The following is a 26,838-nucleotide window of genomic DNA, read 5'->3' as shown; positions in this document are numbered from 1 at the left end:
TATCTAACGCTTTGATAATAGCCATATCACTTACCCCAGCTAATCTGGCTGTTGCCCGAATACTGGCCTTCCCTTGTCCATTGGGGTCAACAGAAATCTCTTGTTTAATCTGTTCGATAATTTGGGCGATTTCAATCTGTGACATAGTTTTAGTTGTGTGATGAGTAAAAAGTGTTGAGTGAAGACTTAGACATTGACCTTTACCAAGTCTTCTTCCCGTACCAAAGAAAAGCGATTGGTGGTGATGAGTGGTTGTTTAAAAGCGGGTAATACCAATTCCACCAGATAGAACCAAGACTTTTCGATTAACTCAATCCCCAGAATTAACCTTTGCTTTGTGCCGTGATTGGGAATTTTCAACAGTACGCGCTGTCCCAACACGAAAGAAGGTTTTTTCACAGTTCTGGGTTGTATATTACCCGTGGCAATAATTTGATGTTTAGTTACATAAATGAAATCATTTTTGATTTCAATCACGTAATTCCAGCAATCGCCATACCATTGCACACCCAAGCAGTAACCGAATGTTCTGTTGTCTTTGATGTAGATTTTCTCAAATAAGTTGACTTCGACAGGTGGGATGGCTTGTTCCCAAGGTGGGGATAAAAACCAACATCTTTCTAAATCTGTGATTTGTTCTGTCATACTGTTTTACCCAACAAATAATTAATGGCTTCGGAATCTAAAGATGCAATGCGTTGTTTGATTTGATGCGGAGGGTTTTCTAAAAACTTTTTGAGATAAAACAATTCAAAATTCAAAATTCAAAATTCAAAATTATTTGGAATTGTTCTGCTTGGTTTTGACTATTATTGCTGCAATTATCTTGATGAGTTCTTCACTTTCATTGAGTAATGATGACAATCGTGATTGCTCTATAATTTCCGTAGTTATCATAATTCTCAGCCAATATCTTGTTTCTCTGGCTTCTTTAAGAGCAATTTCTAGCTTATGTACAAAATCAGCTTTGCTTTGAGCAGATTGAGATTCTTCAACGTTTGCACCTATGGAAGTTCCAGACCGAATTAGCTGTTTATATAAAACTCGACCTACTCCTGGTTTTTCATCTAATACTTTACATAAGTTGACTATTCTAACGGCAAAATTGAATGTTCTATCTGTAATATCTCTCTGTTGACTCATTACTTGGTATCTCCTTTATATAAAGTGATTAATCCCTGCATCAAATTGACAGAATTATCTTCCATTTTGAATTTTGAATTTTGAATTTTGAATTGTTCTACGCCAGCCTCTTTGAATCCAATGGCGAACAGTTAATAAATTCAGAGATAGAATACTGGCGATTTGGTGACAGGTGTAATTTTCTGGATTTGTTAAAGTTTTAGTCATGTCGCTTTGCTCCAATTCAAAAGTAAAAATTCAAAATTCAAAATTAAAGATTAGAGTAAGAGCAATAGCTTTAAAAGATTAATTAATTCAAAATGATTTGTATTCTTCATTTTGCATTTTGAATTTTGCATTTTGAATTCAAAAAAAGTCATAATTTCTTCCCTACAAGATAGTTAATAGCTTCAGGATCAAGAGATGCGATGCGTGCTTCGATAGGGTGTGTAGGATTTTTTAGGAACTCTTTAAGATGCCAAGTTCTGATTTGGTAACAGCTTGCAGATCGCTTACTAGCTTTAAGCCATCCACGACGTACCCATCTACAGAGAGTGGACATTTCCAAACGCAAGACTTTGGCAATTTCTTGGCAGCTATAGTTATCAAGTGTGGGGCGTGTAGAATAACCCAAACGATTTAACTTCAACTTAATTGCCATAGTTGAGCGATGATAACCTTGCCTTTTTAACATCCTGGCTATTTGCTCTTTGGTGTAAAAATCAGCCTTTTCTTCCAGGATGGCAATCTCTTCTTTAGACCATTTAGCACTCATTTCGTTACCTCCAACTTTTTTATCTGACCAAGAGAAAAAGTGTTGTGAGAATATCAGGTTGTTTATGTTGCTTGAACTTCGCTAACTATTCGTGCGCTGATTGATTCAAAATCGACTTGGGAAATATTCAAATCAGTCTGCATTTGACCGCTATTGTAAATGTCTACTATTTGCTGTTTGATGACTTCTTGGTTTAGATCATCTGGTATTTCAATGTGAGCTTCGCTTGTGATTCTTTCAACTACTGTGACAATGACTCTCATGCGATAACCCTGTATAGTTAATCGAGGTAGATAGGAATAAAAAGAGACATGGGTGCAGAGTGTAAAATTTAAGGGTGAAGTATTTTTACTCCTGCCCCAAGTCTTTTTTCTTTACTTCAAGGTATTCCAGCCTTTGATGCTGATAGAGATTAGACCTAATTTGATTTAGTTACTCATTCCTTAACCTCCAAACTTATGGAATATGTAATAATTGGTTTGTCGTAGAGATATCTACTTAATTCCCTTAGCAATTACCTGAATGCAAATCCTTATTCAGGCAATTGCTTTCTCAATCTGAACTCTCAGTTAAAACTAAAGACTGTTGATTATCTTCTAGTTCGTATTTCAAGTAAGAAAGTGCTGTTTGAGCGTCACCAACTGTTAAGTCTGGTTGATAATCAAGTGCTTGGTAATCTGGGTGTTTTTCAATTTGTGATACTAGATATTTTGCAGATTCAACTAATAGCAATAAATCTGGTAAATCCATTTGAGTCACTTCCTTGTTTAGTTAAAACTTCTCGACAACTGCCAACAAAAAGCCGTGGCCAGTGTTTTTGATTTGCACTAATTTCTTGTCCAACAAATACTGAATGATGGTTTGCGAAAACTGAATCCTGTGCAGAGGAATAGCACCACCCGAACCTTTGAGCGATCGCAACAGTCTTGCAGCAGTTCTTTCCACATAACAATCGACAACTTTAGCCATCGTTTGAACCTCCAATTGCTGCCAACTGCTGTTGAAGTACTTTGATTTGTTGCTGATGTTTTTCAATCTCCGCCTGTAACTGCTGCTGTGCCTCTGCAACAGAAAGCGTTTGGAGTTGGTCATCAGAGTAATGGCGGACTTCATCTGAATGCTTATCAGGAAGTACCGCATAACGCCAAGAATTACCGTATTCGTAAACTAACTGTGTATTGGCAGGTTTGTACTCTAAGCCGATGACTATGCCCTGTTGAGTTCGCTGTCCGAAAGTAAATCTGGGGTATTTCCAATCTTTTGGAATGCTGATGGTGGGTTCCATAGATTTGTTGATGGTTGAAGGGATTGTTCAATTGATTAAGCTGCAATGTTTTCGTCAGTTTTGTTGGCCATACTTGCAGCCAAAAGAAAATCATCGAGTGCGATTACTGCGTTCAATGGTTGGGCGTAACGAATTTCATCTATCCCGCTTGACCAATGAGCGATGTGTTGGAAAATCAAACCCAACATTGATTCACCTTTGTAAACGCGGTAATTTCTAGGACAAGCGCCATTGCAGTAAACGAGTTTGTAACCGGGGATTTCGATTACCTCAGCATTTGGATGAGTTGGGGGCAAAAGTATTTTTTCGCAGCAATCCCCCCAATCAGGTTCTTGAAAGAAAGACATATTTGCTGTACCTTGTAGCGGAATTTGGCAATTTGTCATAGTTGTATGGCGATCTCCGTTAACTCAACAGCGATCGCCTTTCCTACATCTGGTACTACGCCGCTACAGTTTCTCTAACGCCCAAAAGTGCGATCGCAGTATCAATATCAACAGCCGTCCGACTGCCGCCTCCCAACTGGCTTATTCGGCTATACCATTTACCTTGAAGGTTGCAGCCAACAAACCCTACACGCTGACGGTTCAGATAGAGTGTGGTGCTGAAAGAGAGCCAGTCAATTTCTCCGTAAGTTAAACCGTATTTCTGACAAGCTGTTTCTAATTCTTCGCTGAGGCGTTCGTTTCGCTCTTTTGGAGTTTCGGGTAATGTTGCTTTAACTTCTGCAACCCGTGTCGCAAACCAGTCTCGCTCAAACGCTAATCTTCCACCGTCAATCAACTGTACCCATACTGTAATTCCACCTTCTATCCAGAGAGTACGGATCGATTCGGGTTCTACTTCGATAATCTCGCTAATGATGTGGCGGTCACGAGATGTTAAGAAGTCTGTGGTTGGTGCTATCGCCTGGGTTTGCTCCGCAACGTACCCGTTCAGTTCGGCTTGAGCAATCGCTTGTTCGTCGGGGGCAATTCTTTTGCTGTGTGTTAGACCGCAATCGGTGGGCGGTTGCTGGGTCAGTATTTGATCAGTCATAATTAAGATCCTTGTTAAAAGGGAGAGAAAGCACTTTTGATTAGCCGTCGGGGTGCTTTCTCTATATCCTTACTATAACACTTCCGTTATAAATAAGAATACTAGCTTGCTAATTTATAACGAAATAAATTATGATGAAAAGTATAGTTTAATGGAGGCATGAGGAAAATGCATTGCCGCCTAGCTGTGCTTATGGCTGAAAAAAACCCAACACTGTCATTGGCTGAAGTTGCCAGAAGTTCTAACATTTCTTATCCAGCTGTTTATCGCTTATTCACAAATGACTTTAAGCGAGTGGATACTGAGACGATTGAAAAGTTATGTGATTACTTCCGGTGCGAATTAGCCGATTTATTTGAGTTGCGAGAGGTCACAGATGTGGGTAGCTAAAACTGTTCTATCTCTTTGCAATCACTACCCTAAAGCATTGCATTTCTGAAAGGAATCTGCTAAGTCCAACTGGACAACATCTAAGTAGAAGATTAGGGATACAGCTTGAGGATTATCACCAAAATGCAAATCCTCGATGTTTCCTTAACTTAGTGATTGCCTGCCTGTAATTGCAATGTTTAAAATCTAACTGCATCGATTTCCAGAAATACTTCTAAATTAAGAGAGGTGGAATGACGAAAAAGCCATCCTCTAGGCGAAAAAATGAGACCTCTGCTCAATCTATTCATAAAACTCTACCTACTAATTGTGTAAACGACTTATTTGATCAAAACAATCCAGCTTCAGCAACAGTTAACGTTACAGCTATCGAGGTTCCAGAATTAACCGAGCAAGAACAGAGCGATCGCTTGCACCTAGAGCGAAAAGTGGAGAGGGCATTTTTTGAAGCGGGGAAGGCTTTGGCAGAATTACGCGATCGCAAGCTGTACCGTTCTACTCATTCCACCTTTGAGGAGTATTGCAAAGATAGATTCGGTTACAATCGTTCTCGTTCTTATCAGTTAATTGATGCAGCTATCGTTGTGGACAATCTACATAAATGTCCACAAATTGTGGACATTTTACCGACAGCAGAGGGACAGGTTAGACCATTAACAAAGTTAGAAACCGAACAACAGCAGGAGGTTTGGCAGGCTGCTGTGGAAAAAGCAGGTGGTAAAGTCCCAACTGGCAAGATTGTTAAAGACGCGGTGCAAAAAATTATAGAGCGTACCAAAGTACCCAACACCTACCAAATTGGCGAAGTGTGCCAAATCATAGCTAAAGATAATCCTGATTTGCGAGGCAAAGGCGGCTGTTGGTGCATTATTACTCATGTTAGCGAGTTCAGTTGCACCGTCAAAACCTGGAATGGCGAAGTCACAGTTGGAGTGCAGTACCTGAAGTCGTTCAATTACCTGCCTGCCGAATGCCAGCAGATGCAGGAGATTTGCGATCGCATCAATAGGGTGTACTCTAGTGAATTGGAAGAATCAGTGCAGAGGTTCTTAGAGTCGCTGGGAAAGTTGAATCGGGCTTATTTGACGAGCTTGGAAGAGAAATTTTTGAGTGTCTTGGAATCGGAGATACTACTTAATAATGGAATTTCCAATTACACATAATGCAACTCAAAATATTCATAGTATCTTGATAAGAAATAGTTTTTAACTAAATGTAATTGGGAATATTAAGAAGGATAGGCTATCTCATGTTTTAGCTAAAAGCCAAGGAAATTAAAAATTTATGACTAATGATTCCCATCGCAATTCTGTTGTTAATGCAGCTGCCACAACTAAAATTCAGCACCCTCAATTAACAGATTTACCTTTGAGTACAGCACGCAGAATGTATAAAGGTGGGATTAGACCTGGCGAACCGATAAGAACTGGGATGGAAGCTCAAAAAATGTTAGAGAATATCCCACCTTCCCAACGTGCAGGGGTTGACGGAAAATCTGCGGCTAGTAATGTCGAGCAGTACTTATCAGATAAACACGCCAGTCATATTAAGCCTCATAGCAAAGGTGGATCTAATAATCCCAATAATATTAAATGGGAAAACGCCAAAGACAACATTGCTCGTGGTGCTAAAACCATGACTTGGCAAGAGAAGATGAGATTAGATGCTCAATGGCATTTTGACAATCTAAAAGGAGCAGCCAAAGCAGGTTTTCAAGCTGCACCTGTGGGGGCTGCTGTCGGTGCGATGACGGCTCTACCTTTTTCGCTTTTAACTCATGCACTGCGTGTAGTTCGAGGAGAAATTTCTGCACAGGAAGCTGCTACAGCAACTTTAAAAGATACAGTCGTGGGCGGTGCAGTTGGAGGCGCAACAGCATTTGCCACTACAGCAGTCGTGGCAGCTTGTCCACCCATTGCGATCGCTTTAACCGCAGCAGCACCAGCTTTAGCTGTTATTGGAACTGCGGGTATGATTAATCAATTTTTTAAAATTCTTGAAGATCATAAACAGGATGTCAGGATATATTACGAATCTTTAACGCAGCAAGAACTGAAACATTTACAAGCGATTGAAGATGAATTGATTTATGAACACAAGAAAAATTTAGAGTTTTTGTCTCAAGCAGAAGCAATTAATCAAGAAATAACAAATCGTGCAATTGCACCAGGGATAGAAGGGGCTATGCAACGTTTACGTGACTCAGTAGCTATTGCCCAATCGCTAGGAATAACATCAGCAGATAGCAAATTATTAACTGATTCGTAAGGTCTTCATCTTTTCTCCCATCGTCAATACTTATTTTATTTATAAAACTAATAATATTTATGGTTCCTCTTGTGTTTGGTGCATTAGGGTTGGCAGTTGGTACTGTTGCGGGTGCTTTTACTGCTCATGCTGCTGGCGAAAAAGATAGACAAGCAGCTAAACACCACAGAAAAATTGCTAATGAATTAACGGATAAATATAATTCTTTAAAAAATAAATATGATGAACTAGCTGATGACAGCAAAAACCAGATTAAGAGATTAACTGATCAACACGCTCTAGATGAAGTAGAAAAAGATTGCTTACGGTTGGCAGTACGTTTGCAGCAAAACCTTATCTTTTTAATGTGGGAAATAGATAGAGAACCTACAGTAGATGCTTTAACTAGTTTTCAAACAGCAGTTGAACAAACTAACCAAGTTCTCTCCCAGTTACAAGAAGAGTTAATTATTGTTCCTTATGATTACTGTACACGTATTTTAAAAACAATAGAACTAACTAAACGAATCAACATTATAATCCCTAGTGGTATTGATAATACAAATATTCTCAGCGTTGATTTAGGGAGAACTTACACAAAGACTTGTGTTAGCCATGAACCTAATAGTGTAGTGTTTATTTCTGCTAATGTGGAGCAACTTTCTTTTGAACAAGGTCATGGTCATAGTGTATTTGAATCTAAAGTTATTAATCCTTTAAGTAATTTGTGGATGGAATACCAAGGTAGTACTTATGCTTTTGGCCAGTTAGCAGCAGAGTTAGGAGCGAATTTAGGAGTCGGTAAATCTAAGGTTGAAGATGGACTTATCAAAGTGTTGATTAGTGCAGCTTACTTCAAACTTGAAGGGAATACCTCAGTCATACTCAGCCTACCTTTTCATTCCTTAGAGCAATTTGAAATAGAAAAATCACAACTGACTAGTCAGATGCTTGGAACTCACGTTTTCAATTTCCGAGGTCAAACTTTATCGCTAAACATTACTAAGGTTTGGGTAATGCCACAAGGCTACGGTAGTCTTCTGTGGTCTGAAGCTCAATCTAAGAAGTCAAGAACCAGTCCCGATTTTATCAAAATTCCCTTAGCCATTGTTGATATTGGATTTCAAACCATTGACTTTTTGATGGTAGACAATTTCCGCTTTGTTAAATATCTTTCTAAAAGTGAAGACTTTGGTATGAGCAAGTTCTACGAAATGATAGCAAAGGAAATCGAGGGCGCAGACAGCCAATCTCTGGTGCTGATTTCTGCTGTTAACAAACCCAAAGGCGAACGCTTCTATCGTCCCAACGGTGCTATGAAACCTGCTAACCTCGATGATTTTCTTCCCAATCTAGTAGAGATGTTTTCTCGTGATATTTGCAGCCGTGTCCTTGCTTGTTTGCCAGAGCGTGTCACAGATGTGATTATCACTGGTGGAGGCGGTGAATTCTTTTGGGAAGATGTGCAACGTCTGTTGAAAGAGGCTCAAGTTAATGCCTACTTAGCTGCACCTTCCCGTCAAGCCGATGCTCTAGGGCAGTACATTTATGGTGAAGCACAATTGCGCTCTCGTCGTTCTTCTAGTGCCGAAACTGTAGCTGGATAAAAATTTGGTTCTTGAGAAAATTAGAAATTCATTTGCAACAATTCATTGGCGAACCATTACCAAGAATGGCAAAGATTATCTCCAGGCGTACTATCACTACGAGTTTTAGAGTAAGGGCGATCGCTTGATCAAGTCATCGAAGTATATCCCCAAGCGGTTACTGAAGCGCGTTCAGCAGAGGGAGCAACAGAAAACGGCTGTTAGGGAGATATTGGAGGTGTTGGGGGTGAGAAAATGATAATTTGGAATATTTTAGTCAAGGTTTAATATTTTTACTTCTTTACAGCAACTAATAAAAAATTAATCTTCAATCTTGGATTCCCTGTCTATCTGCCTTTCTAGTAGATAATACATATCTCTTGCCCAAATAGACATTTCAGGGATTGGATGCTCAAACCATGTTTTTAGAGGTATTAAATATGCCTGTAGGTAAGAGATTATAGATCCTGACAACATATTAGGGCGAAAGCGTTTTTTTAAGGCGGTACGAAATTCTTCAAATGCTCCAAATTCATGAGTCAGCTTTTCCATAGCTGGATGCCATCTATTATTATTTGATTCGTCTTTTTGAATAACCGGATAAAAAGTACATAAGAATGATGAACGAATTTTTGGATTAACTTTAGCCCACTTTATACATTCCTCATCAGGAATGCCAAATAATGCACCTTCTTTATTATTAGCTTGTTGGTCAAAAGAATGTTTTGGTGTTCCAATAAGTGCTTCTAAGTAATACGTCTCTAATGGAGTTGCAACTTCAAAAAAATATGATATTCTTTCCCACAAAATTAAGGGTTTCTCTTTAACTAATATCTGAATGATAGTTCGTAAATAATTATCTAATTCATTTATAAATTGATAATTTTCATTTTTGCATAGATTTATAATTTGATTACTAATACCAATTGCAAATTCATCTTCAATACCATAATGTTTTTGAATTGATAAGATAAGTTGTTCTAGTAGATATCCATTTTGTGTAACTGCAACTGTATGATTAAAAAGTTCTTGAGAGGTAATAATTTTTTCAATTTTTTTAGCAAGTTTAATATTTAGTTTATCTCCACTGTCTTGATACATTGAAATGATTTCGAGAGATGCCCACAAACCTTCTGAATCGTGATTAGATATTAATTCTTCAATTAAAATAAGAATGTCTTCAGTGTTAAGTCTATCTAAACTCTGTCCATAAGAAAAATATCTACAATCTGCGGCAGAAATACTTTTTTCTCTTAAATTTTGAACTATTTCATCTAATCTTTTAAGAGAAATTTCAACCGACCTGTAAATATTAACCTTTTCATGCTTGAGAGCATCAGATTTAAGAGCAATAGCAATACACTTATTCGCAGCTTCAGGATCTCTTTTATCAATACCAGACAAGAATCCACGTATAAAATTTACCCCTTTTTTCTCAAGAGAAGCTTCAAATTCGTTGATGGTAAACTGAAAAAGTTCTACTGGATCTTCTAATTTCATTGCTAACTCATGAGCGAACAGGAAGACACTGTGCAGTTCTTCCCCAATCATTCTTTGAATAGCAAGCTTTGTAAGTTCTTTGTCTGCTGCTATTTCAGCAGCAGTTTCCTTTGCTTTTCTTTCAGAATATTCAAAATCATGAGTAGATTTATTTTCTCGGTCGTAGTTTATATCAGGATTACGAATATCTGCGTGCCAAAATTTAGTATAAAGCAGTGCTTTTTGAATTGGATCAGTTGGCAATAGCGCATCATAAAGCTTTCTTACTTTTTGCGAAAATTCTTTTGATTCTTTCGTGCGATCAAAATAAAGCCAATCACCAACTCCCTTAATACCTTCAAGCCAGATTTCCTTATCATTACTAATTTTATGCAAAATAATCTCAAGGTCATTAAATAGATTTTCACAAAGGAGTGACCGAATTGCTCTAGCAATAATATTTTCACATTTGATAGAAAACTCTTTATATTGTGAGCGTATATAGTCAAGCTTCCGAAGCCCATTTCGATGAAAATCAAAAACTTCTCCCCATATTTTTGGACTCCATTCTTTAAAAGGCAGTTGGCTTCCAATCTGATAAGATATGCCTGAACCAGAAAAATAATTTCGTTTGAGTGTATTATCAAGTGCATCAATACAAATGTTTATAATTCTTTTGTCTCCAGATAATATTCCTTGCTTAAGGATTTCAAATTTATCATCAGGTTCAGCTTCAGTCTCACTCAGGTGCAATTGGAAGAGTTGTTTAAAGCGATTAGCTGCATTATTCAAGTAATTTTCATCTTTGATTGCAGCTAATCGCATGAGTAGTGGTGCAGCTATATAAAAATATCTTTTGCGAGAGACAAGAATGGACAAAAGTTGTACAAAATCTTGCTTTCTCGTTACTGCTTCCTTTAAATTATCTATTGCTAAATTCTTATATAAATAATCGATAACATCAGCCACTCCATCAGGATCTATATGTAATATGGCGTTGAGGCATTGTGAACCAATCTCTGTTTTCAATTTCTCTAAAGAACCACACCAACCATCTCTTGTTAGAAGCTGGTGAGCAACTTTAGCAGCTGTTTTTGAAACATCAAAATAACGCCATTGTTCTAAAAAAGATGTGCGTAGTGCTGAAGGTGCGTTTTCTATAAAGTTAATGATGGTTTGTGGTCGAAGTAAATTCAATCGTCTTACTCCCAGAAAAGCAGCTATGGGGGGAGACTGTACATTAAAATATTGATTACGATAATCTATAAAATTTTGTTTTGCTGCATAGGCTAAATGTTCATACATCTCATCCCCAGTTTGTCTGGCTAACTTTGTAGCAGCAAAGTCAATCTCATGACTAACATTTTCATCTACACCTAATTGTTTGAATAATGCAAGGCACTCAATTGCTCGAATTTGTTCGGGTCGATTTATACCACAACTTGCGAGAATGCGTTCTACAACATCTTCAATAGACTTGAGAATTGGAAATCCCTCTGAATAATTATTCGTAGCTAATACTGCAATACGTGGATAACCAGCACTTATATTTTTGATAAAGTTAACATCTGAATAATCTGCATTTGGGCATCTTTGTCGAATAATGCCTTCAATAAGAGCATCATCAGCAGTAGTAACAGTAATATTGAGGCAGTTATCTTTTTCAGTAGGTTGGTTATCATTACCAATTGTAATAACTTTGAGTTTGCTACCTTCACTTGTGATGATTTCACAAAGTTTAGCAGCCATATCCCGTGGACATTCATCTACAATCATGAGGGCAGAGTTCTGGGACTCAGCAATGCCCTGAGCTATTTGAAATATCTGACTGCTAATGTCTCTAAAGTCACAATAAATAGCAGATGTTGTTAATGCAATTTTTGCTGTTGTAGTTGTATCCCTCAACACCTCGTAGACAAACCGAGTTTTGCCTATACCTGATGAACCAATAACCCTGACCGATTTTGTAAAATCAGCTAGGACATCTCCAAACCGTTCTTTTACTTGATCGAAAGTAAGCGAGTTGTCAGCAATAATCTCGCTTACCATAAAAAAACGGCTTGCTTTGTCTTCCACTTGCGAAATAGATATGATTTCAGCTTTACGTCCCCATGCTTCAAAAGTTTGGAAGCCTTTCAAACTTAGCCCAGATTGTTTTTCATTAAGCCAGAGAGCGATCGCAGGATATCGTGATACCCAATCAGCAATCTTATTTGCATCATAAATGTCAATAACTTTTAATTGATCAGGGGCAGCACCAGCTTCTCGAATACCTTGCTTGATTCCGTCAATTCGTTCGTCATACTTAGAGCCAATCAATACAGCAATGGTAAAACCAATATAAGAACCATTTTCGGCAATAGCCTTTGTAACAGCCTCATTTAGTTTTGGTGTTACTCCTTTTTTTTTGCTATCTTTTGTCCAAACCTCTTTCTTCCAACCTGCGGGCTTTGGATCAGTAGCTTTAGCTTGAAATATGCAAAACCTAGAAGGTAGATAATCTGTTTGTTCAAAACCTCCAGTCCAAGAAATTCTTGCATCCTCTCCTCCGTCTGGAACAGTAATCTGAAGGGGTACTGAAACTCCTCTTAAACTTATACCTGAGCGTTGTGCTTCGGCGTGTAGTAATTTTTTCAGTAGTTCAACAAGCTGCTCACTATTTAATTTCTCAATCTGAGACGGAGAGACGCTGAAAATCATGCAAGTATTTGTTGTTTTTGACTTTAATGCAAATTGTAGCTTATTTAACCAGTGTGGGTGTTTTTCAAACAATGTCCACAATTTGTGGACATTTTACCGACGGCAGAAGTACAACTTCGACCCCTGACAAAGCTAAAAACCCAGCAGCAAGCAGTATGGAAGCAGGCAATGGAATAAGCTGGTGGTAAAGTGCCTACAGGTCGTGTTGTCAAAGATGCAGTGCAAAAAATTATGGAGCGTACCAATGTCCTCAACACCTACCAAGTCGATGAGGTCTGTCAAATCTTAACCAAGGATAATCCAGAACTCAGGGGTAGGGCGGCTGTTTGGCAATTGTTAGCCAAGTAAGCGATTTTAGCTTTACTGTGAAAACTTGGGATGGAGAACTGACAGTTGGGTTGAAGCATCTGCGGTCATTCAACTACTACTTATCGCAGGAGTGTCAGCAGATGCAGGAGATGTGCGATCGCAGTCTACGAATGCAAGAAAGCGAGAACTCGGAAAAAGCGGCGATAGTAAAGTAATAAGCAATAGCACTTATTACTTTATTGTTTGAAGTAAAAATTGTGTCTATCCCAATCGATTTATAAATCTAATTAGCAATATTAAAATTTATTGCAACATGATTTATTTGTTACGCCAATGACCTTCAACTTTAGTCCCGTCTTTACGACGATAAGGCTTTATGTAAACTTTTTTGTCCGATTGATTTAATGAACTATTATTCCAAAAATTATATTTACTCTGAGAATTATTGTTAGTTGAGTGTGATTTAATTTGTTGATATTGTTCTTTTTGCCTTTGCTGTTCTTGTCTAAATTTTTCTACTTGTAGTTTTTGCTCGTTCTTACGACGTTCTTTTTCTTGCTTTTCTAATCGCAAGCGATTTTCTTTTTGTTGTTCTTGTCTAAGTTTCTCTTCCCGTAATTTTTGCTCATATTGAAGACGTTCTTCTTTTTGTTTCTCTAATTTGCGACGTTCTTCTTGCAAGCGTAATCTTTCTTTTGCACGTTTTTCTTTCTTTTGTTCTTCTTCTTTTTGTTTCCAAGCATTTAATAAATGTTGCCATTCCTCTAAGGATAATTGAGGGTTTCTAACGGGAGTTTGAGAATTTTCCCATTGAAAACTATAAACTTCAGTTTCGGAATTATTAGTAGTAATTATTGGCTGTTTTAAAATTTTTGCAGCCTCATAAGATTGCTGAACAATAAAATTTGGTAATGAAGGGGTAAATTCAGTATTTGGAAGCTTTGTTCCAAAAAGCCCTCCAAAAAAGCCAAGCTTTGCAGGTTTATGAATTGCTGTTTCAAGAACCCAAACTTTTACTGTTTTGTCCCAGCTACTACTTACAATTATTTGATTATTAAAGCAGAAGGCAACTGAACTTACTCCTGCCGAATGAGCTTGGAAGGAGGATATTAAAGTACCTGATATTAAATTCCAGATTTTGATGTAACCATCATCACCACCACTAATAAGAAACTTTCCATTTGAACTAAAACTCAAACTACGTACACTACCAATATGTCCTTGAATAGTGCATTTAGACAACCCAGTTTGCAAATCCCATAAAATTATATTTCCATCGTCATCACTACTTGCAAGTGTTTTGCTATCAGGGCTAAATAAAACTATCCGTACATCCTTTGAATGGCTTGAAAAAGAAAAAACTTCTTCGTACTGATTAGTGTTCCATATCTTAACTTTTTGGTCGCAACCACCACTTGCAACTAACAGACCATCAGAACTTGCCGCAACAGATTGTACATAATTTGAATGCCCTTGTAGAGTTTTAAGCTCTTTTGCTTCTGTTAAACTAATAATTTTAACTGTATAGTCATCGCTTCCACTTACAATATGGTTATATACAGGAACTATTGTAACTGATGTAACCGCTTTAGAGTGAATATTAAAAGATATTAGCTCTTGAGATTTTATTAAGTCCCAAACTTTAATAACGGCATCATCACCACCACTAATTAAACCATTGCCTTTAGAAGTAAAGGCAATAGAGCGAACAGATTTAGTATGTTTAAACGAATGGGGCAAAAGCTCACCAGTATTTAGATCCCACAATTTAATATTATTATCATCGCTTCCGCAAGCAATAATTTGACGCAATGAGTTGAAAGAAATGGAGCGTACACCACCGAACCAGCTAGAATCTCCACTAAAAGTGTGGATATGATGCCATACTTGAGTCATAAGCACCTCCCTCCAAATTTTTTGAAATTTAATATTCCACTTCTATACTTAGGTTTCCCATATTAAAAAGTGATTTAACGGTTAAAATCAATGTCTAGGATTATCTTAAATATCTTTAACGTAACAGTAGAGATGCTTGTTGGGGCATAGTGACCACAATCAGAAATTAAGTCATATTGTAAGCTATAGAATAGTGAGGTACGATTGGAATAAAGTATATAAAGTCTTGTGATTGCTTGAACAAAGAATGTAAATATATACAGGCAATATTAACTAAAAGATAAATGATAAAGAATAAAGCTTATTGCTTAATGCTTGAGTTCTAGTTCGTAGAATAGATTGTACTCAATTTAATTTATAAACCTGATAAGTTTACCAACTCGGTTTGCCACTCTTCGTCATAACGTAATGTCAGCACAGCATAACCAGCTTCATATTTAAGATTGTCCCGTTCAACCTGATCCTGCCTACGCTTCTCAGGGCTATCGTGAACTGAACCATCACAGAAAACAGCGATCGCCTTCTCTTTGTAGATAAAATCTGGTTTACAGTTGGCTTCTGGAATCAATTCCTGTGCAGCATCCGGTAGTTTATAACCTCGTTGATAAATTTCCTGTAACACTACACGCTCAAAATCAGAGTTAGGGTCTGTTTGCTCCAGCAGTTTTTGATATTGCTCATCACGAGAAAGCCCTTTGACTTGAGCAATAACATGGCTCTCTAGTAGCACATCCAGCCAAGGTTTGATGATGTGACGGTTAATCAGTGCATGGTCAAACTGATTGCGATAAGAAAGCAAGCATTCATAACAAGCTTGAATGCAACTGTCTTTTGGTTCTTTGAAATGGCAGATGTCTAAAGCTGCATCAGCAATTTTTCTAAATGCCTCTGGTTTTTCCAATAACTGAGATAATACACCTGCGCCACCTTCAGCAGCTTCCCAAAATAGTAAATACTTACCTTCACCTAGACGTTCAGAATCAAGTTCATCAGCTTCCAGTTTATAGACAGCTTGAATCGCTGTTTTTAAAGTATATTGCAGGGTGGTAATAAAGGCTTCCCTATTTTCAGCCGGAACATCTAATGGCTCGACAACTAGAATATTGCAAGTATCATCAACCATCAAGTTGATTTCAGTATGCAAACTGTCAGGAGTTTGTTGAGCCTGTGGGTTTTTACTATCACCCCATACACCCGTTATCGGATTGAGCTTAAATCCTCTTTCTTCTCTATTCTTCTTCAGTCCGCGATTAATCCGCCAGATGGTAGCTGTAGCCCCATAAGTTAATTTGAACAAGGGTGTGCCATCAGCCGCTTGAACAATAGCAGATTCGCGCTTTTGACTGGCGTAACGGAAGTGAGTTGTAATGTTATAGCCATATTTGAGCCGTTCTTCTTCATCGCAAGTGATTCGTTCTCGACGACGAGCGATCGCAGTTTCCATTGGCAGTACGCGAGTCAGCTTGGCTATATTGCCACGAATATCAGGTTCAATTGCTGCACCGCAATTTTCGCAAGTATCACGAAAATCGCCATCGTGGTAGTAACCGCAAGTAGCACAAACACTAACTCGTTTGTATTCGCCTTCAATGCCGCCAAGAGGAACTTTAGTTTTGGCGATCATGAATTTGCTGCCTTCATAGTAAAGAACATTATTAGGAGCAAATTCTCGTAATGCCATTGTGCGAGGACGAGAAATAAACTCGCCACCTTCACCAGCCGGGATAAATGCCCGAACTGGCAGGCGCGGAAAGTTGAATCCTGGTAAAAATCCCTCGGCAGCAAAATAGCGATAGGGATAAAACTCAAATTGAGAATTACTCTTAGCTTGAGTGTGTCCTACAAGTAAGTCAATTTGTCGTTGTGCTTCTCGTGACTGTGATTCGGCATTTTTGCGTTCTTCCTGGGTGACATCACCTCTAGCAGAACGGTCAATAGTGAGACGTGCCGTTTCTAATTGTTTGAATGATTCAGTATACAAATCTCGCCAACGCTTACAGGCTCGGTCAAAAGCATTCAGAGCATTTTCGATAGTTACCTGTAACCAATTAACTGAATACCAAGAAGCTTTTTGTAGGTCATCTTGGCAGAAAATATCTGAAAATATGGACTGACTAGCTTGCAGACATTGAGCTAATTTGGCATGGCTAAGGGTAAGCTGCTGGCGAATGCTGTCTTTAATGGGATAGTCTTCCAGTTCTAAATCCAAGATTTTATTCATGGAGTCTTCCAAGTAAACCCCAGTATGCGCCAACCAAACTGAGTAAACATGAGATTTAATTAAATCTTGGTTGGCTAGTTCCAGTTTAGGTGGAGCAACTACCCCAGCAACCATTTGATTTTGGCGTTTGAAAAAGTATTGGTCATGACCACTACCAATAGAGGCATAAGTAATTACTAATGCTTCCTGACCACTTCTCCCCGCGCGACCACTACGTTGAGCGTAATTGGCAGGGCTGGGGGGAACGTTTCGCAGATGAACAACGCTCAGATCCGAAATATCAATTCCTAATTCCATTGTTGGAGAACAGAACAAAGCGGCTAATTGTCCTTGGCGGAATTTCTCTTCTCGTTCTTGACGGTCTTTGTTTTTGACTTGCCCCGTATGTTCTCGCCCTTCCATTGTGCGGATTTGTCGGGCGTTGTTTTGGTAAAACTCTTGGAAAAACTGATTAACCGAGATGCTAACTTGGTCATTACCCTGCAAGCGACGTGATGTTAAGGGATCAATAGGAATTTCTCTAAGATTGCTTACCTTCCATAGTAAGGAGTCAATGCGTAGCTGTACCTCAGATTTTTGTTGTAGTAAATAGCCAGCATCACATAAAGCACTAATTAAAGTGGTGATTAAACTGTTAAACTCTGCATCGGTTAAAGGTTCACTGCGGAATGACCACGCCTTCGGCGATCGCAAAAATCGTCCGATTCTACTTTGAGTAGTAAGCTTAACTTTCGCTCTCTCCGTACCGCTATTAACTGTTGCCCAGGTTGCTAAGTACAAATATTCGTTCTCATCAAAGACCCAAGGTTCTTTAATGGCTTGAATCACCTGGCTTTTGAGTGAGTCTTTTTGGTCTGGTTGCAATAGTTTGGCATCAATAGCCAATTCTCGCCGCAGTTGGTTTAGTAATGCTTGGGTAACAGTAAAACGTTCTTGAGGGCTGGCTTGCAGTAAAACTGGGTGACGGTGTTTTTGCCACAGTTTATGGTCAGTACAAGCTTCAAGCAATCCATCATATTCAATTACCAAAAGTCCGCACTGTTCCAGATTGGGTTGGACAATACGCCATCCCCGGCGTAAGTCCTCATAAAGCCGATACTCAATCAGTTTACGGAAGGCTTCTTCATTGCGTCGTTTACCACTACCATATTCAGAACATTCTCTGGCATAGTCGTTTTGAGTAATTCTCATGTACTGAACGACTACGCTGGCCAATTCAGTGTGAGTAAGTTGTTCTTTAGCTTGAATTGCCCCTAAAAGAGCAGCCCGTAAAAAACTGGTTTGGACAAAATCATTAAAATGTCCGGCTTGTAAAGACGCATCTTGACGATTATCGGTAAAGCTGAGAATTTTTGCAGCTTTAGCTTTTTCCCCTGTAAAAACTTGCTTGAGGCGGCTGGTAGTGGAAAGACAAAGTAGAGTGGTTGCGGTACTACGTCCTTCACTGCTAAGGCGAGAGAGTTTGGTAAATTCGTTGCGTTTTTTATCGTGGAGTACACCACAGTTGAGACAGGTAAGAAAGGGTTTGGGAATAAACCAACAAGTAGTTCCTGACAAGAGCGAAGATGTAACTTTACCATTGGGTAAAACTTGTAGTTTGCGAGGGATAAACCGCGCAAAGTCTTTTTTAGCAACCCGTCCTTTCTTTTTGGTTTCACTGAACCAAGAGTCAGGAAGTCTATCCTCATCACCAGTATCCCATAGCCCAGGTTCATCTAGAGTCAGATAACCTTCTGCAATATCTGCATCGTCAGGGCTGATATCCAATGCTGTGGGCAATTGGGGTAAAATGATGTGTTTATCGGCATCGTAGCGTACTACATAATAGTCATGTCCGCATTCCCGACAAAACACTAGGGGATAAAGTAAGCGATCGCCTGTAGTTGTATATTGTCCTTCCAGGGTAAGATAGCGTTTGTCTCGATTTTCGATAGTGGCGTAAACGCTTCCCCCTTGGGAAATGAACTGATGCAGACGAAATGCTAGTCCCTTAGTTTTGCTGCCCCAGAGAAACATCTGTTTTAAAACTGTTAAACAAGTTTCTTGTGGGATTTGGGTTTGTTCGGCAAGTTTGGTTGCACCTGTTTCTAAACTAATGGGCTGGCGACGGACGAGATGCCCTTCTTTCTCTTCTAAACCGAAGTTCATCTCAATCCAGTAGCTTAGTGGATGATTTTTAAATTCTGTGAGTGTTTGTTCTTCTTCGCTGGGTAAACCTGTCAAAATTGTTTGCCGCAGTTCTTCCAGAGTAGGTTCGCTACGCCCAATAGAACGTTCTAGGGTTTCATCAATGACATTGTTGGGTTGGATTTCTACACCAAATAATTTACTAGCAACATCTGCTACTACCTGACGGCGTTGTTGACGAGAACCGACGGTTGACATAGTGGCACTTGTCCCAATGCAGAGTAATTCGTCATTACTTTTGCTGCGTTGGCGGAGTTTGCGGATTAAAATAGCAACGTCTGCACCTTGCCGCCCCCGGTAGGTATGTAATTCATCCAGCACTAGGAATTTTAAATTGGGAGACTCTACTAATTTATTTTCGTGAGTGCGTGAGAGCATTAGCTCTAGCATCACGTAATTGGTCAGCAAAATATGGGGTGGATTGTTTTGAATTTCAGTTTTTCTAGTTAAACTTTCTTGCCCAGTGTATTGTTCAACGCGAATATGGGTGTGAGAAACTTGGCGTAAAAATTTATCGAGTTCTTCTTTTTGTGAGTTAATTAGGGCATTCATGGGATAAACCAATATTGCCCTGACTCCTGAAATATCAGGATGACGCAGTAAATCATCAAAGATAGGCACAACGTAAGTCATACTTTTACCCGAACCCGTGCCTGTGGTGACAACGTAAGGTTCTTGGCGTTGTGCGGTTTCAAATGCTTGCTTTTGGTGGTAATGAAAAATAAAGGGTGTGCCGTCTGGTTTGCAGAAGTAGTTTTCAGAGTCTGGGTGCAGGGTTTGCTGGTGTACTAATTCCTTGACTGTTGCACCTTTTCTATAACTGGGATTGAGTTGTACTAGGGGATCTGTCCAAAGTTGCCCCTTGTCTAATTCTGCATCTACAAATTCTTTGACTTGGCGATCGCGGATTTTCAGGAAGCTTTCTATATAGCGGCGGTAATCGCCTATTACTTCGTTACGGAAGTTGAAAATATCAAGATTGCTGGTATTGGCTAATTCAGTGTTCGTAATTGAGGATTGGGGTTGAGTGCGCCCTAGACGCTCGTCGATGTAATGTGAAACTTGGTTAGCAAAGCTATCTGTAAATGTAACAGGGTCAAAAACTTCACCCAGTTGTAAAAAATCCCAATCTTTAGGAATTTTACTAAAAATTAAATCAAGTTTTTCATGGGGAACTGTTTCAACATTGGTACAGTCAACTATGGCTTTTCCTTGACATATAATGTCACTAATAGTTGAAATAAAAGCTTCTGGTTGTTCTATCAGTTCTTGCAATTTTACAGGTAATTTCATAATGATTAATTGTTAATTTATAGTTTATGTATTAAATTTAAATAATTTCCCAATGGGTATTATTTAGGTTTTTCACAAATTCAGAAGGAGAAATAGCAGAGCCGCAGGCCATCAAAGCACGCATAGCACGAGAGCAGGCGACATAAAATAAACGTTTTTGCTCATTAATAACAATATTTGATTCATCTATAGGTATTTGAAGGTTTATGTGAGGTAATTGTCCTGCTTTTAATCCAACAACCACAACAGCAGGAAATTCTAAACCTTTAGCAGAATGTAAAGTTAAAACTTTTATATAAGGTGCTTTTAAGTCGATTTCTTTACCTGAAACAAATTTGGCTTTAAGTCCCAATTTGGTAAGCTTTTCCGCGTAGAATTTTCCTGATTGATTGCTGGGACACAGTACAGCACTACCGTGGAGAGGAAAGCGGAATTTCTTTGCTGCTGTAACGAAAAACTCTTTAATAGCTCGGATTTCTTGCTCAATATCGTCAACTAGCAATAGAGATGGTAAATCTCCTTGATGCCTTGATGGTTCTTGATATAAGCATTCAGAATCGCCTGCTTCCGTACCTTCAAGAATATTAGTACAGGCAGTAATAATTTGCTCAGTATTACGATAATTACGTTTAAGAACGAGAGTTCTTCCAGCCACTTTCAAGTCGGAATGAATTTGTTTCCAACTGAAGCCCCGTTGATACAGTGATTGGGAGGCATCAGCCGTTAAGTAAACTCCAGAAAAATTAGGTACTAATGCAAACAGAAAACGTAAAGATACGGGTGATAAGTCTTGAGCTTCATCGATAATTATTGCTTGGTAGGGTTTTTGGGTAAGTTGATGAATCTCTCCTAACGCTTGTAAGCGCATTTCTTCTGTGGTGATATGTCCTTTGCTTGTCATGAGCGATCGCCAATTTTGGTAAACTGCCCAGATTGCTTCTCGGATGCTGGCTTTTAAAGCTACTCCTCTACCGCGACGATCTAAACTTTGGTATTCTTCCAAGGTGATGATGCCCCAAGCTTGAATTACGGTCTGAATTTCTTGAAGTAGATAAGAAATCCCTAAATTTTCCAAAGCTTGCCGTCGTACTCGCTGATCAAAAACGTTACTGGCAGGAATTTCTGTAGTGCTGAGGGCTGATTGTAAACACCCTAAGCACTGTTGCTGTTTAGCAAATACAGGTTTGTCATGGTTTTTAATGTAGTATTCATAAATCAAAGAATCAACTGTAATGACTTCTACACCTAGATTTTGAGGAGATTGTCCCAATAGTTGTTCTAGAAGTTGTTGGGAGTAAGTAACGAGGGCGTTGGTGTAAGTGGTGAATACAATTGAGTCGTATCCTTCCTGTAATAACTTTTGCACTCGATAAAGAGCGAGGGTAGATTTACCTGTCCCTGGGCCACCCTTAACGAGAATAGGGCCACTGCCACCGAAATCACGCAGTTTTTCTTGTTCAGGATCTAGCTTGAGGAGAAAAGCACTTAAGTCACCTGTGAAGAACCGATCTAAGTCTTCAGTTCCTTGGAGAATATACTGTGGCTGTTTCTCGATTTCTTCAATGGGGCGAGGATACAAGTTATCCAGTATTCGGCTAATCAGTTTATCTGGGATTGGTAATTCTAAAATTGCTTCTGAGTTATCTACTTTAAGAATATCTGTCCAGTATTGTTGAGGAATTTGCCACTGTTGCAGCAATGATGCAGTAAGTTCAATGGGTAAAGCAGTGGTGATTTGAGAATATGCAGAGGAATTAGAAGGTGAAGATGTCAATACAGATTTTTGTTGACTAACAGTTTCTTCTTCCTTATTTTGCTGTACTTCTAAATTTTCTTGAGGTGTTTCTGTGGGTATTTGGAAGTGAGGAATTTCGGTTTCGTAAGTGCGTTCATCTCGTTTACGTACACTCAGTAGTTTTACCCAACCTTGACCAAAGCTATAAAATATGCGATAGTCTCCTACGCGTATACGATAAGTATTGTTTTGATGACCCTTGAGTTTTTTGGCATCTCCTTTAGCAGAGATTGGGTCTTGCTCTAAAATCTTGATAGCTTTAGTAACTTTCTTACTTGTACTTTGAGGTAGATTTAATAATTCATTCAGAAAAGTGTCAGTAACTGATAATGTCCACATAGTTTTCAGACTACTCTTCTAAAGACTTTCTAATAATTTCATCATCCAATTCCAATAACTCTGATATTTCTTGAACACTAAGACCCCGTTGCACCAACTTGGGCAAAATTTTTAACTTAGTTTCTAGTTCGCCTTCTTCTTTTGCTTCTTGATAAACTTTGGTTTGTTTAAGTAAATTTAAATTCAGCATGGTTTCTATTTCCTCGCGGCTTAAATTAGGAAACTTATAGACTACTATTGTCTCTATAAATTCTAGAACTTTTCTTTGGCTGATAGTATCGGTTAATTCCTCCTGTGCTTTGTTAATTAGGATTTTGGCTAATTCTCCGGCTTTATTTTGACTCTCTACGACTAAGCGGACAATTCCTATTCCTAAAGAATCATTTTGTGTATCGTCAAATTCATCGAGGTAAAAGCGACGTAGATGAGGTTCTAACAGGGAACGATAACGTTGGGGATAGCTACGTTCATTGTTGCGCTTGTCATAGATAACTATTGCGAACCAGTCGAGGTTAAGTGGCTGATATTGAGTAAAGTAAAGAAATATACTTGTAAACAATCGATCATAAAATTCTTCATCTTTGTAGAACTGTATCTCAACAAAGTACAGTGGTTCATTAGTGAATTCCCCCAGAGGAGAAAATACTCCATCTAATCGGAAGCTTTTTTGTTTAATTTCTGGGGCGATAAACTCATAGATATTGGTGTTAGTCTCTGGTTTACCAATAATCTCAAAGAATATTTTGGGAAATTCTTTAAATATTTCATAGAAAATTGCATCTGTTTTCATAGTTTGCAACTATTAAATTACATTACAGATCCCCAACTCCTTTAAGAAGTCGGGGATCTAACCCTTACTTAACTAAACATTCTATCCCATGCCTCTAAAACTAATCTTTGTGTGCGGTATTCACCAAACTGTTTAATTTCGTTGTTCTTTAAAACGCGGAATGTTTCACTGGGGAAGTCTTCACCATATACATCAGCAGGGTCTAGAATATATCGCAGTTCATCACGGGTGAGTCCGTAGAGTTTTGCGTAATATGCGTCTAGTTCTGCTCTTAATAATGCTCGTCTGTTAGGATTCCAAATGAAGGGTTCGCCGTCATATCCCATATCTTTGGCGAAGGGTTGCATATCCCAGGCGGTGTAGACTAATTCGAGTACGCGTGTGCTGATAAATTCGATATCTTTTGGCGTGTATAATTCTGGGGGAAGGACAGGGAGTTGTTTAAGATAAAAATAAGTTAAATGCGTTCCTCCTATTTTTTGACGAGTAACAAAATCAAAAACTAAACTGCTACAATTAGCTATTAAACAAGTTGTTTGGGATATATATTTTTGTGATATGAAACATATAGGGGAGGTGTTGCCTAACCCAAATTTAGGTAATAAGCTAAAAATAGCAGTACGTTCATCAGTTGATCTACAAATATCCCTAAACCCCAACAACCAATCTCTATCCCACTTCCCAGCCAACTTATTTTCAACCTCAACCTGACTCATCCAATAACGCGGTTGAACAGCAAAAGACGCATCCCCTTTTTCCTCATCAGTCAAATCACGAGTTTCGGCATCATCAGTATAAGTTGCCCAACGGTGAGTAAACTGGTGAAACATCTTCGCTTCATAAAGTGGAACTAAACCATCACCCGCCTCATTTTTAAACAAGTCGCTATCATTTGACATATGAAACATAGTCATAAATGAAATACCCCAAGGATTATTCCCTGTATTCTCATTTTCCAAAACCGGAACACGTTGATAAATTTTCTTAGTTAATTCAGCATCTTGACTAGTTCTAAAAATTGGACAAGTCAGCGTATTAGGATTAATTAAGGCAATATCTTGGGGTGAAAGCTGAAACAGACGTGCTTGATTATCTAATTGTTTAGGCTGAGTCAAAAAGAATGCAAATTTACCTTGTTTGATAGGTTTACCACTAATAGCAAGCAAAGAAAATTTCATCCGGCTATCTACAGCAGCAAATAAACGTTCTCGATTTTCAAAATCATATAAACTTGCTAGAGCTTGTTTTTGCGCTAAATCTCCAAAAAACTTTTTACAAGTGTCATCAGTTGCAATTCCGGTAGGAATAATAATTCCAACTCTTCCATTGGTTGATATCAGTTTTCTTGTAGTCTCAGCAAAGACAGCATAAGTATTGATATCCCCCACCGCAGTTAAAGGAAATCTCTCCGATTCTCGAATAAATTTACCTTGTGCTTCAGCATCATGTTTTGCATCTTTAAAAGCTTGTGCTAACTCAGGATGTTTATTTGGTAATTCCTTAATCAACTTCTCCCGTGCTGATTTATTCACTGCATTAACTATTTCCGCACTCCGAGAAGCAAAAAACTCTTTTTCTTGTAACTTAATTCGTTCCCAAGGTGGATTTCCCAATACACAATTAAAACCACCTTGTTCAAATACTTCTGGAAACTCTAAACACCAGTGAAAGAAGTGTTTTTCTTCTGCTAACTTATTTGCACCTTCTAAAATCTTACTTAATTCGTAGTTTGTAATTCGTAATTCGTAATTATCCTCTGATTTACGAATTTTCTCTACTTTTTCACGCTTTAAACGATTTAATGATTCAGTTGTAGGTAATAATTGTAAATGATGTTCTGTTAGCGGCATAAAAAACGCTGCTGTCCATAAGTTACAGGCAGAATACTTGAGCCACCAACTAGCTTCTTGTAAATTCTCTTTATATTTCTTTTGTTTACTTCTAACTTCTTGTGGTGTCGTCTCAGGAATTACCCCCAATTGTCGCCATATTTCTGCATAATCTATATCATTAGTTACTAAATTTTCATTTATTGACAGTTGCCCTTTTTTCTCGCGTTCTTTCTTATTGCGCTTTTTAAGCTGTGTTGCTAATTGCTTGTCATCCCCAGTTACAGCCTTATATGCTTCATCGGGGATTCCTTCATCTAAGCAACTAATATCTAATACTCCCACAAGGGAATTACCACACTTAATCCTATGGTCTAAAAAACTAAGTGGTAATTTACCAGGAAACCCCTCAATCCATAAAGCCACTTTGCATAAATCAACAGCTAACGGGTTTAAATCCACCCCATAAATACAATTCTGAATTACATCCCGAACCGCTAATTTTAATGGTTGACTTCCTGGTTCTGCTTCCCCAGTGCGTACTTTAGCTAGTTCTTTACCAACACGACGTGCTGCTGCTAAAAGAAAATGTCCTGAACCGCAAGCAGGATCGCAAATTTTGAGATTAAGTAAACCTTGCTCTAAATTACGCCTTAGTTCATCTGGATTTGATGGGGTGGGGGTTTGACTACGAACTTCGGCCAATTTATCTTCAATGACAGGTTCTAATGCTGTTTTAATTAACTGGTGTACTAATTGCGGCGGTGTATAGTAAGAGCCAGTTGTTTTGCGATCGCTACCATAAACTAACGCGAATTGATATATTCCCTGTTTCTGTAGCACTTGCGGATGAAAATCAAGTAAACTTTCATACACACTACCTAATTCTTCAACATCCAGGTACTCATAGTTAACTCGCCGCAGTTGTGCTTTGTCTTGATATAAAGATAGATGGCGAAGTGCTACCAATAAATCATAGTTGTCAATGGCACAATCATCTAAAGCGGGTAAAGTCGTAGAACCAAATAAATCACCATTGAGTGGAGATAACCCTAATACTTCTCCGCGCCAGTTTTCATCAAAGAGCAGGAATGTCACCCGTAAACCCTGCCATAAATCTTGAAAACCTTCCCGTCGCCAATGTGGTCGTTCAGCTAACTCTCGTAATCGCTCAATACTGTAATATTCTCGGTAGATTCGTGCTTTCTCTAAATCATCCCCAATTAATAATAAATTGCGGGATTCTGCCACCATCAAAAACAGTAAGCGATAAATCAACCGCAACAATTGACGGTAATAATCAATATCCTTCAGACTGCCATCTGCAAACTTCTGCCGTAAATGTTCATTCGCAAGATGTTGTAGAAAACCATTTCCTAACAAATCTAATGCTTTTTCTACCCCATCCCGTAAGCGATCGCGTACTCGTCTAGGGTGTTGACTTTGAGAGCTTGATGATGGTAGCTTCTCATGCAAGAACTATGTAACGAACTCAAAGTCAATGCAAGAGTTTAAAAGCCCAAGCAGTCGGTTGGCAAGGCTATTTCACAAGGGTCG

Annotated in this window: 21 protein-coding genes and 1 pseudogene; 7 read left to right on the top strand and 15 right to left on the bottom strand. The window is 38.6% G+C overall.

What is annotated here, in order from left to right; translation table 11 throughout:
* Nucleotides 1–186 precede the first annotated feature (186 nt).
* From IQ244_RS29745 to IQ244_RS29705, 9 genes are all read right to left on the bottom strand, one after another.
* On the bottom strand, nucleotides 187–645 hold the full coding sequence (locus IQ244_RS29745) for a DUF1392 domain-containing protein (protein WP_193900287.1): 459 nt from the start codon (nucleotides 643–645) through the stop codon (nucleotides 187–189).
* 132 nt (nucleotides 646–777) lie between these two features.
* A complete protein-coding gene (locus IQ244_RS29740; protein WP_190691624.1) occupies nucleotides 778–1,143 on the bottom strand; it encodes a four helix bundle protein in 366 nt (121 codons plus the stop codon).
* A 355-nt stretch (nucleotides 1,144–1,498) separates the two neighbouring features.
* Nucleotides 1,499–1,897, bottom strand: coding sequence for a hypothetical protein (locus IQ244_RS29735; protein WP_228059235.1), 399 nt, complete (start codon nucleotides 1,895–1,897; stop codon nucleotides 1,499–1,501).
* Between the two features lie 62 nt (nucleotides 1,898–1,959).
* The gene (locus IQ244_RS29730) at nucleotides 1,960–2,160 is read right to left on the bottom strand and encodes a hypothetical protein (protein WP_193900286.1); all 201 of its coding nucleotides are present in this window, start codon (nucleotides 2,158–2,160) and stop codon (nucleotides 1,960–1,962) included.
* Nucleotides 2,161–2,449: 289 nt separating this feature from the next.
* Nucleotides 2,450–2,647: a hypothetical protein gene (locus IQ244_RS29725; RefSeq protein WP_193900285.1), complete on the bottom strand. Its 198-nt coding sequence runs from the start codon at nucleotides 2,645–2,647 to the stop codon at nucleotides 2,450–2,452.
* A 21-nt stretch (nucleotides 2,648–2,668) separates the two neighbouring features.
* Nucleotides 2,669–2,866 (bottom strand): hypothetical protein, encoded by a 198-nt coding sequence (locus tag IQ244_RS29720; protein ID WP_193900284.1) that lies wholly within the window; start codon nucleotides 2,864–2,866, stop codon nucleotides 2,669–2,671.
* Nucleotides 2,859–3,182, bottom strand: coding sequence for a hypothetical protein (locus IQ244_RS29715; protein WP_193900283.1), 324 nt, complete (start codon nucleotides 3,180–3,182; stop codon nucleotides 2,859–2,861). Before IQ244_RS29715 ends, IQ244_RS29720 begins: the two co-directional genes overlap by 8 nt.
* 35 nt (nucleotides 3,183–3,217) lie before the next feature.
* Nucleotides 3,218–3,568, bottom strand: coding sequence for a hypothetical protein (locus tag IQ244_RS29710; protein ID WP_193900282.1), 351 nt, complete (start codon nucleotides 3,566–3,568; stop codon nucleotides 3,218–3,220).
* Between the two features lie 55 nt (nucleotides 3,569–3,623).
* Entirely contained in the window at nucleotides 3,624–4,220 is a 597-nt protein-coding gene (locus IQ244_RS29705; protein ID WP_193900281.1) for a hypothetical protein, read from the bottom strand.
* A 159-nt stretch (nucleotides 4,221–4,379) separates the two neighbouring features.
* Between IQ244_RS29705 and IQ244_RS29700 the strand changes: the two genes are divergently transcribed.
* The 4 genes and pseudogenes from IQ244_RS29700 to IQ244_RS29685 all read left to right on the top strand — a co-directional run.
* Nucleotides 4,380–4,610 carry a helix-turn-helix domain-containing protein gene (locus IQ244_RS29700; protein WP_193900280.1) on the top strand — a complete coding sequence of 77 codons (231 nt, stop codon included), beginning with the start codon at nucleotides 4,380–4,382 and terminating at the stop codon, nucleotides 4,608–4,610.
* Between the two features lie 233 nt (nucleotides 4,611–4,843).
* Nucleotides 4,844–5,773 (top strand): hypothetical protein, encoded by a 930-nt coding sequence (locus IQ244_RS29695; protein WP_193900279.1) that lies wholly within the window; start codon nucleotides 4,844–4,846, stop codon nucleotides 5,771–5,773.
* 121 nt (nucleotides 5,774–5,894) lie between these two features.
* Complete coding sequence (locus IQ244_RS29690) at nucleotides 5,895–6,878, top strand: hypothetical protein (protein WP_193900278.1); 984 nt, start codon at nucleotides 5,895–5,897, stop codon at nucleotides 6,876–6,878.
* A gap of 542 nt (nucleotides 6,879–7,420) precedes the next feature.
* A pseudogene (locus tag IQ244_RS29685) lies at nucleotides 7,421–8,464 on the top strand (chromosome segregation protein ParM); the annotation flags it as partial.
* 300 nt (nucleotides 8,465–8,764) lie between these two features.
* Here IQ244_RS29685 and IQ244_RS29680 read toward each other — a convergent pair.
* Complete coding sequence (locus IQ244_RS29680; protein WP_193900276.1) at nucleotides 8,765–12,622, bottom strand: hypothetical protein; 3,858 nt, start codon at nucleotides 12,620–12,622, stop codon at nucleotides 8,765–8,767.
* Nucleotides 12,623–12,648: 26 nt separating this feature from the next.
* On the opposite strand from IQ244_RS29680, the gene IQ244_RS29675 reads away from it, so the two are divergent.
* The 3 genes from IQ244_RS29675 to IQ244_RS29665 are packed head-to-tail and all read left to right on the top strand — an operon-like array spanning nucleotide 12,649 to nucleotide 13,146.
* Complete coding sequence (locus IQ244_RS29675; protein ID WP_193900275.1) at nucleotides 12,649–12,810, top strand: hypothetical protein; 162 nt, start codon at nucleotides 12,649–12,651, stop codon at nucleotides 12,808–12,810.
* Between the two features lies 1 nt (nucleotide 12,811).
* Nucleotides 12,812–12,970, top strand: coding sequence for a hypothetical protein (locus IQ244_RS29670; protein ID WP_193900274.1), 159 nt, complete (start codon nucleotides 12,812–12,814; stop codon nucleotides 12,968–12,970).
* Complete coding sequence (locus IQ244_RS29665; RefSeq protein WP_193900273.1) at nucleotides 12,949–13,146, top strand: hypothetical protein; 198 nt, start codon at nucleotides 12,949–12,951, stop codon at nucleotides 13,144–13,146. Before IQ244_RS29670 ends, IQ244_RS29665 begins: the two co-directional genes overlap by 22 nt.
* A gap of 103 nt (nucleotides 13,147–13,249) precedes the next feature.
* Here IQ244_RS29665 and IQ244_RS29660 read toward each other — a convergent pair whose 3' ends face one another.
* The 5 genes from IQ244_RS29660 to IQ244_RS29640 all read right to left on the bottom strand — a co-directional run bounded on the left by IQ244_RS29660 (nucleotide 13,250) and on the right by IQ244_RS29640 (nucleotide 26,757).
* Nucleotides 13,250–14,827, bottom strand: coding sequence for a hypothetical protein (locus tag IQ244_RS29660; protein WP_193900272.1), 1,578 nt, complete (start codon nucleotides 14,825–14,827; stop codon nucleotides 13,250–13,252).
* A gap of 355 nt (nucleotides 14,828–15,182) precedes the next feature.
* Nucleotides 15,183–20,528, bottom strand: a complete 5,346-nt coding sequence (locus IQ244_RS29655; RefSeq protein WP_193900271.1) for a DEAD/DEAH box helicase — start codon at nucleotides 20,526–20,528, stop codon at nucleotides 15,183–15,185.
* A gap of 37 nt (nucleotides 20,529–20,565) precedes the next feature.
* Entirely contained in the window at nucleotides 20,566–22,662 is a 2,097-nt protein-coding gene (locus tag IQ244_RS29650; RefSeq protein ID WP_193900270.1) for a 3'-5' exonuclease, read from the bottom strand.
* A gap of 10 nt (nucleotides 22,663–22,672) precedes the next feature.
* Nucleotides 22,673–23,452, bottom strand: coding sequence for an Rpn family recombination-promoting nuclease/putative transposase (locus IQ244_RS29645; RefSeq protein ID WP_193900269.1), 780 nt, complete (start codon nucleotides 23,450–23,452; stop codon nucleotides 22,673–22,675).
* 68 nt (nucleotides 23,453–23,520) lie between these two features.
* Nucleotides 23,521–26,757, bottom strand: a complete 3,237-nt coding sequence (locus IQ244_RS29640) for an Eco57I restriction-modification methylase domain-containing protein (RefSeq protein WP_193900268.1) — start codon at nucleotides 26,755–26,757, stop codon at nucleotides 23,521–23,523.
* Nucleotides 26,758–26,838: the final 81 nt, after the last annotated feature.

Source organism: Nostoc sp. LEGE 06077, assembly GCF_015207705.1.
Taxonomy (GTDB): Bacteria; Cyanobacteriota; Cyanobacteriia; order Cyanobacteriales; family Nostocaceae; genus Nostoc_B.
Note: the sequence above shows the minus strand (reverse complement) of the source record. Positions and strands in the feature narration are given on the sequence as shown.

Coding starts and splice junctions, on each gene's coding strand:
- IQ244_RS29745 (WP_193900287.1), bottom strand. CDS start 645: ATGACAGAACAAATCACAGATTTAGAAAGATGTTGGTTTTTATCCCCA.
- IQ244_RS29720 (WP_193900284.1), bottom strand. CDS start 2,866: ATGGCTAAAGTTGTCGATTGTTATGTGGAAAGAACTGCTGCAAGACTG.
- IQ244_RS29645 (WP_193900269.1), bottom strand. CDS start 23,452: ATGAAAACAGATGCAATTTTCTATGAAATATTTAAAGAATTTCCCAAA.
- IQ244_RS29715 (WP_193900283.1), bottom strand. CDS start 3,182: ATGGAACCCACCATCAGCATTCCAAAAGATTGGAAATACCCCAGATTT.
- IQ244_RS29735 (WP_228059235.1), bottom strand. CDS start 1,897: ATGAGTGCTAAATGGTCTAAAGAAGAGATTGCCATCCTGGAAGAAAAG.
- IQ244_RS29680 (WP_193900276.1), bottom strand. CDS start 12,622: ATGATTTTCAGCGTCTCTCCGTCTCAGATTGAGAAATTAAATAGTGAG.
- IQ244_RS29675 (WP_193900275.1), top strand. CDS start 12,649: ATGCAAATTGTAGCTTATTTAACCAGTGTGGGTGTTTTTCAAACAATG.
- IQ244_RS29740 (WP_190691624.1), bottom strand. CDS start 1,143: ATGAGTCAACAGAGAGATATTACAGATAGAACATTCAATTTTGCCGTT.
- IQ244_RS29650 (WP_193900270.1), bottom strand. CDS start 22,662: ATGTGGACATTATCAGTTACTGACACTTTTCTGAATGAATTATTAAAT.
- IQ244_RS29695 (WP_193900279.1), top strand. CDS start 4,844: ATGACGAAAAAGCCATCCTCTAGGCGAAAAAATGAGACCTCTGCTCAA.
- IQ244_RS29725 (WP_193900285.1), bottom strand. CDS start 2,647: ATGGATTTACCAGATTTATTGCTATTAGTTGAATCTGCAAAATATCTA.
- IQ244_RS29655 (WP_193900271.1), bottom strand. CDS start 20,528: ATGAAATTACCTGTAAAATTGCAAGAACTGATAGAACAACCAGAAGCT.
- IQ244_RS29700 (WP_193900280.1), top strand. CDS start 4,380: ATGAGGAAAATGCATTGCCGCCTAGCTGTGCTTATGGCTGAAAAAAAC.
- IQ244_RS29660 (WP_193900272.1), bottom strand. CDS start 14,827: ATGACTCAAGTATGGCATCATATCCACACTTTTAGTGGAGATTCTAGC.
- IQ244_RS29690 (WP_193900278.1), top strand. CDS start 5,895: ATGACTAATGATTCCCATCGCAATTCTGTTGTTAATGCAGCTGCCACA.
- IQ244_RS29730 (WP_193900286.1), bottom strand. CDS start 2,160: ATGAGAGTCATTGTCACAGTAGTTGAAAGAATCACAAGCGAAGCTCAC.
- IQ244_RS29710 (WP_193900282.1), bottom strand. CDS start 3,568: ATGACAAATTGCCAAATTCCGCTACAAGGTACAGCAAATATGTCTTTC.
- IQ244_RS29705 (WP_193900281.1), bottom strand. CDS start 4,220: ATGACTGATCAAATACTGACCCAGCAACCGCCCACCGATTGCGGTCTA.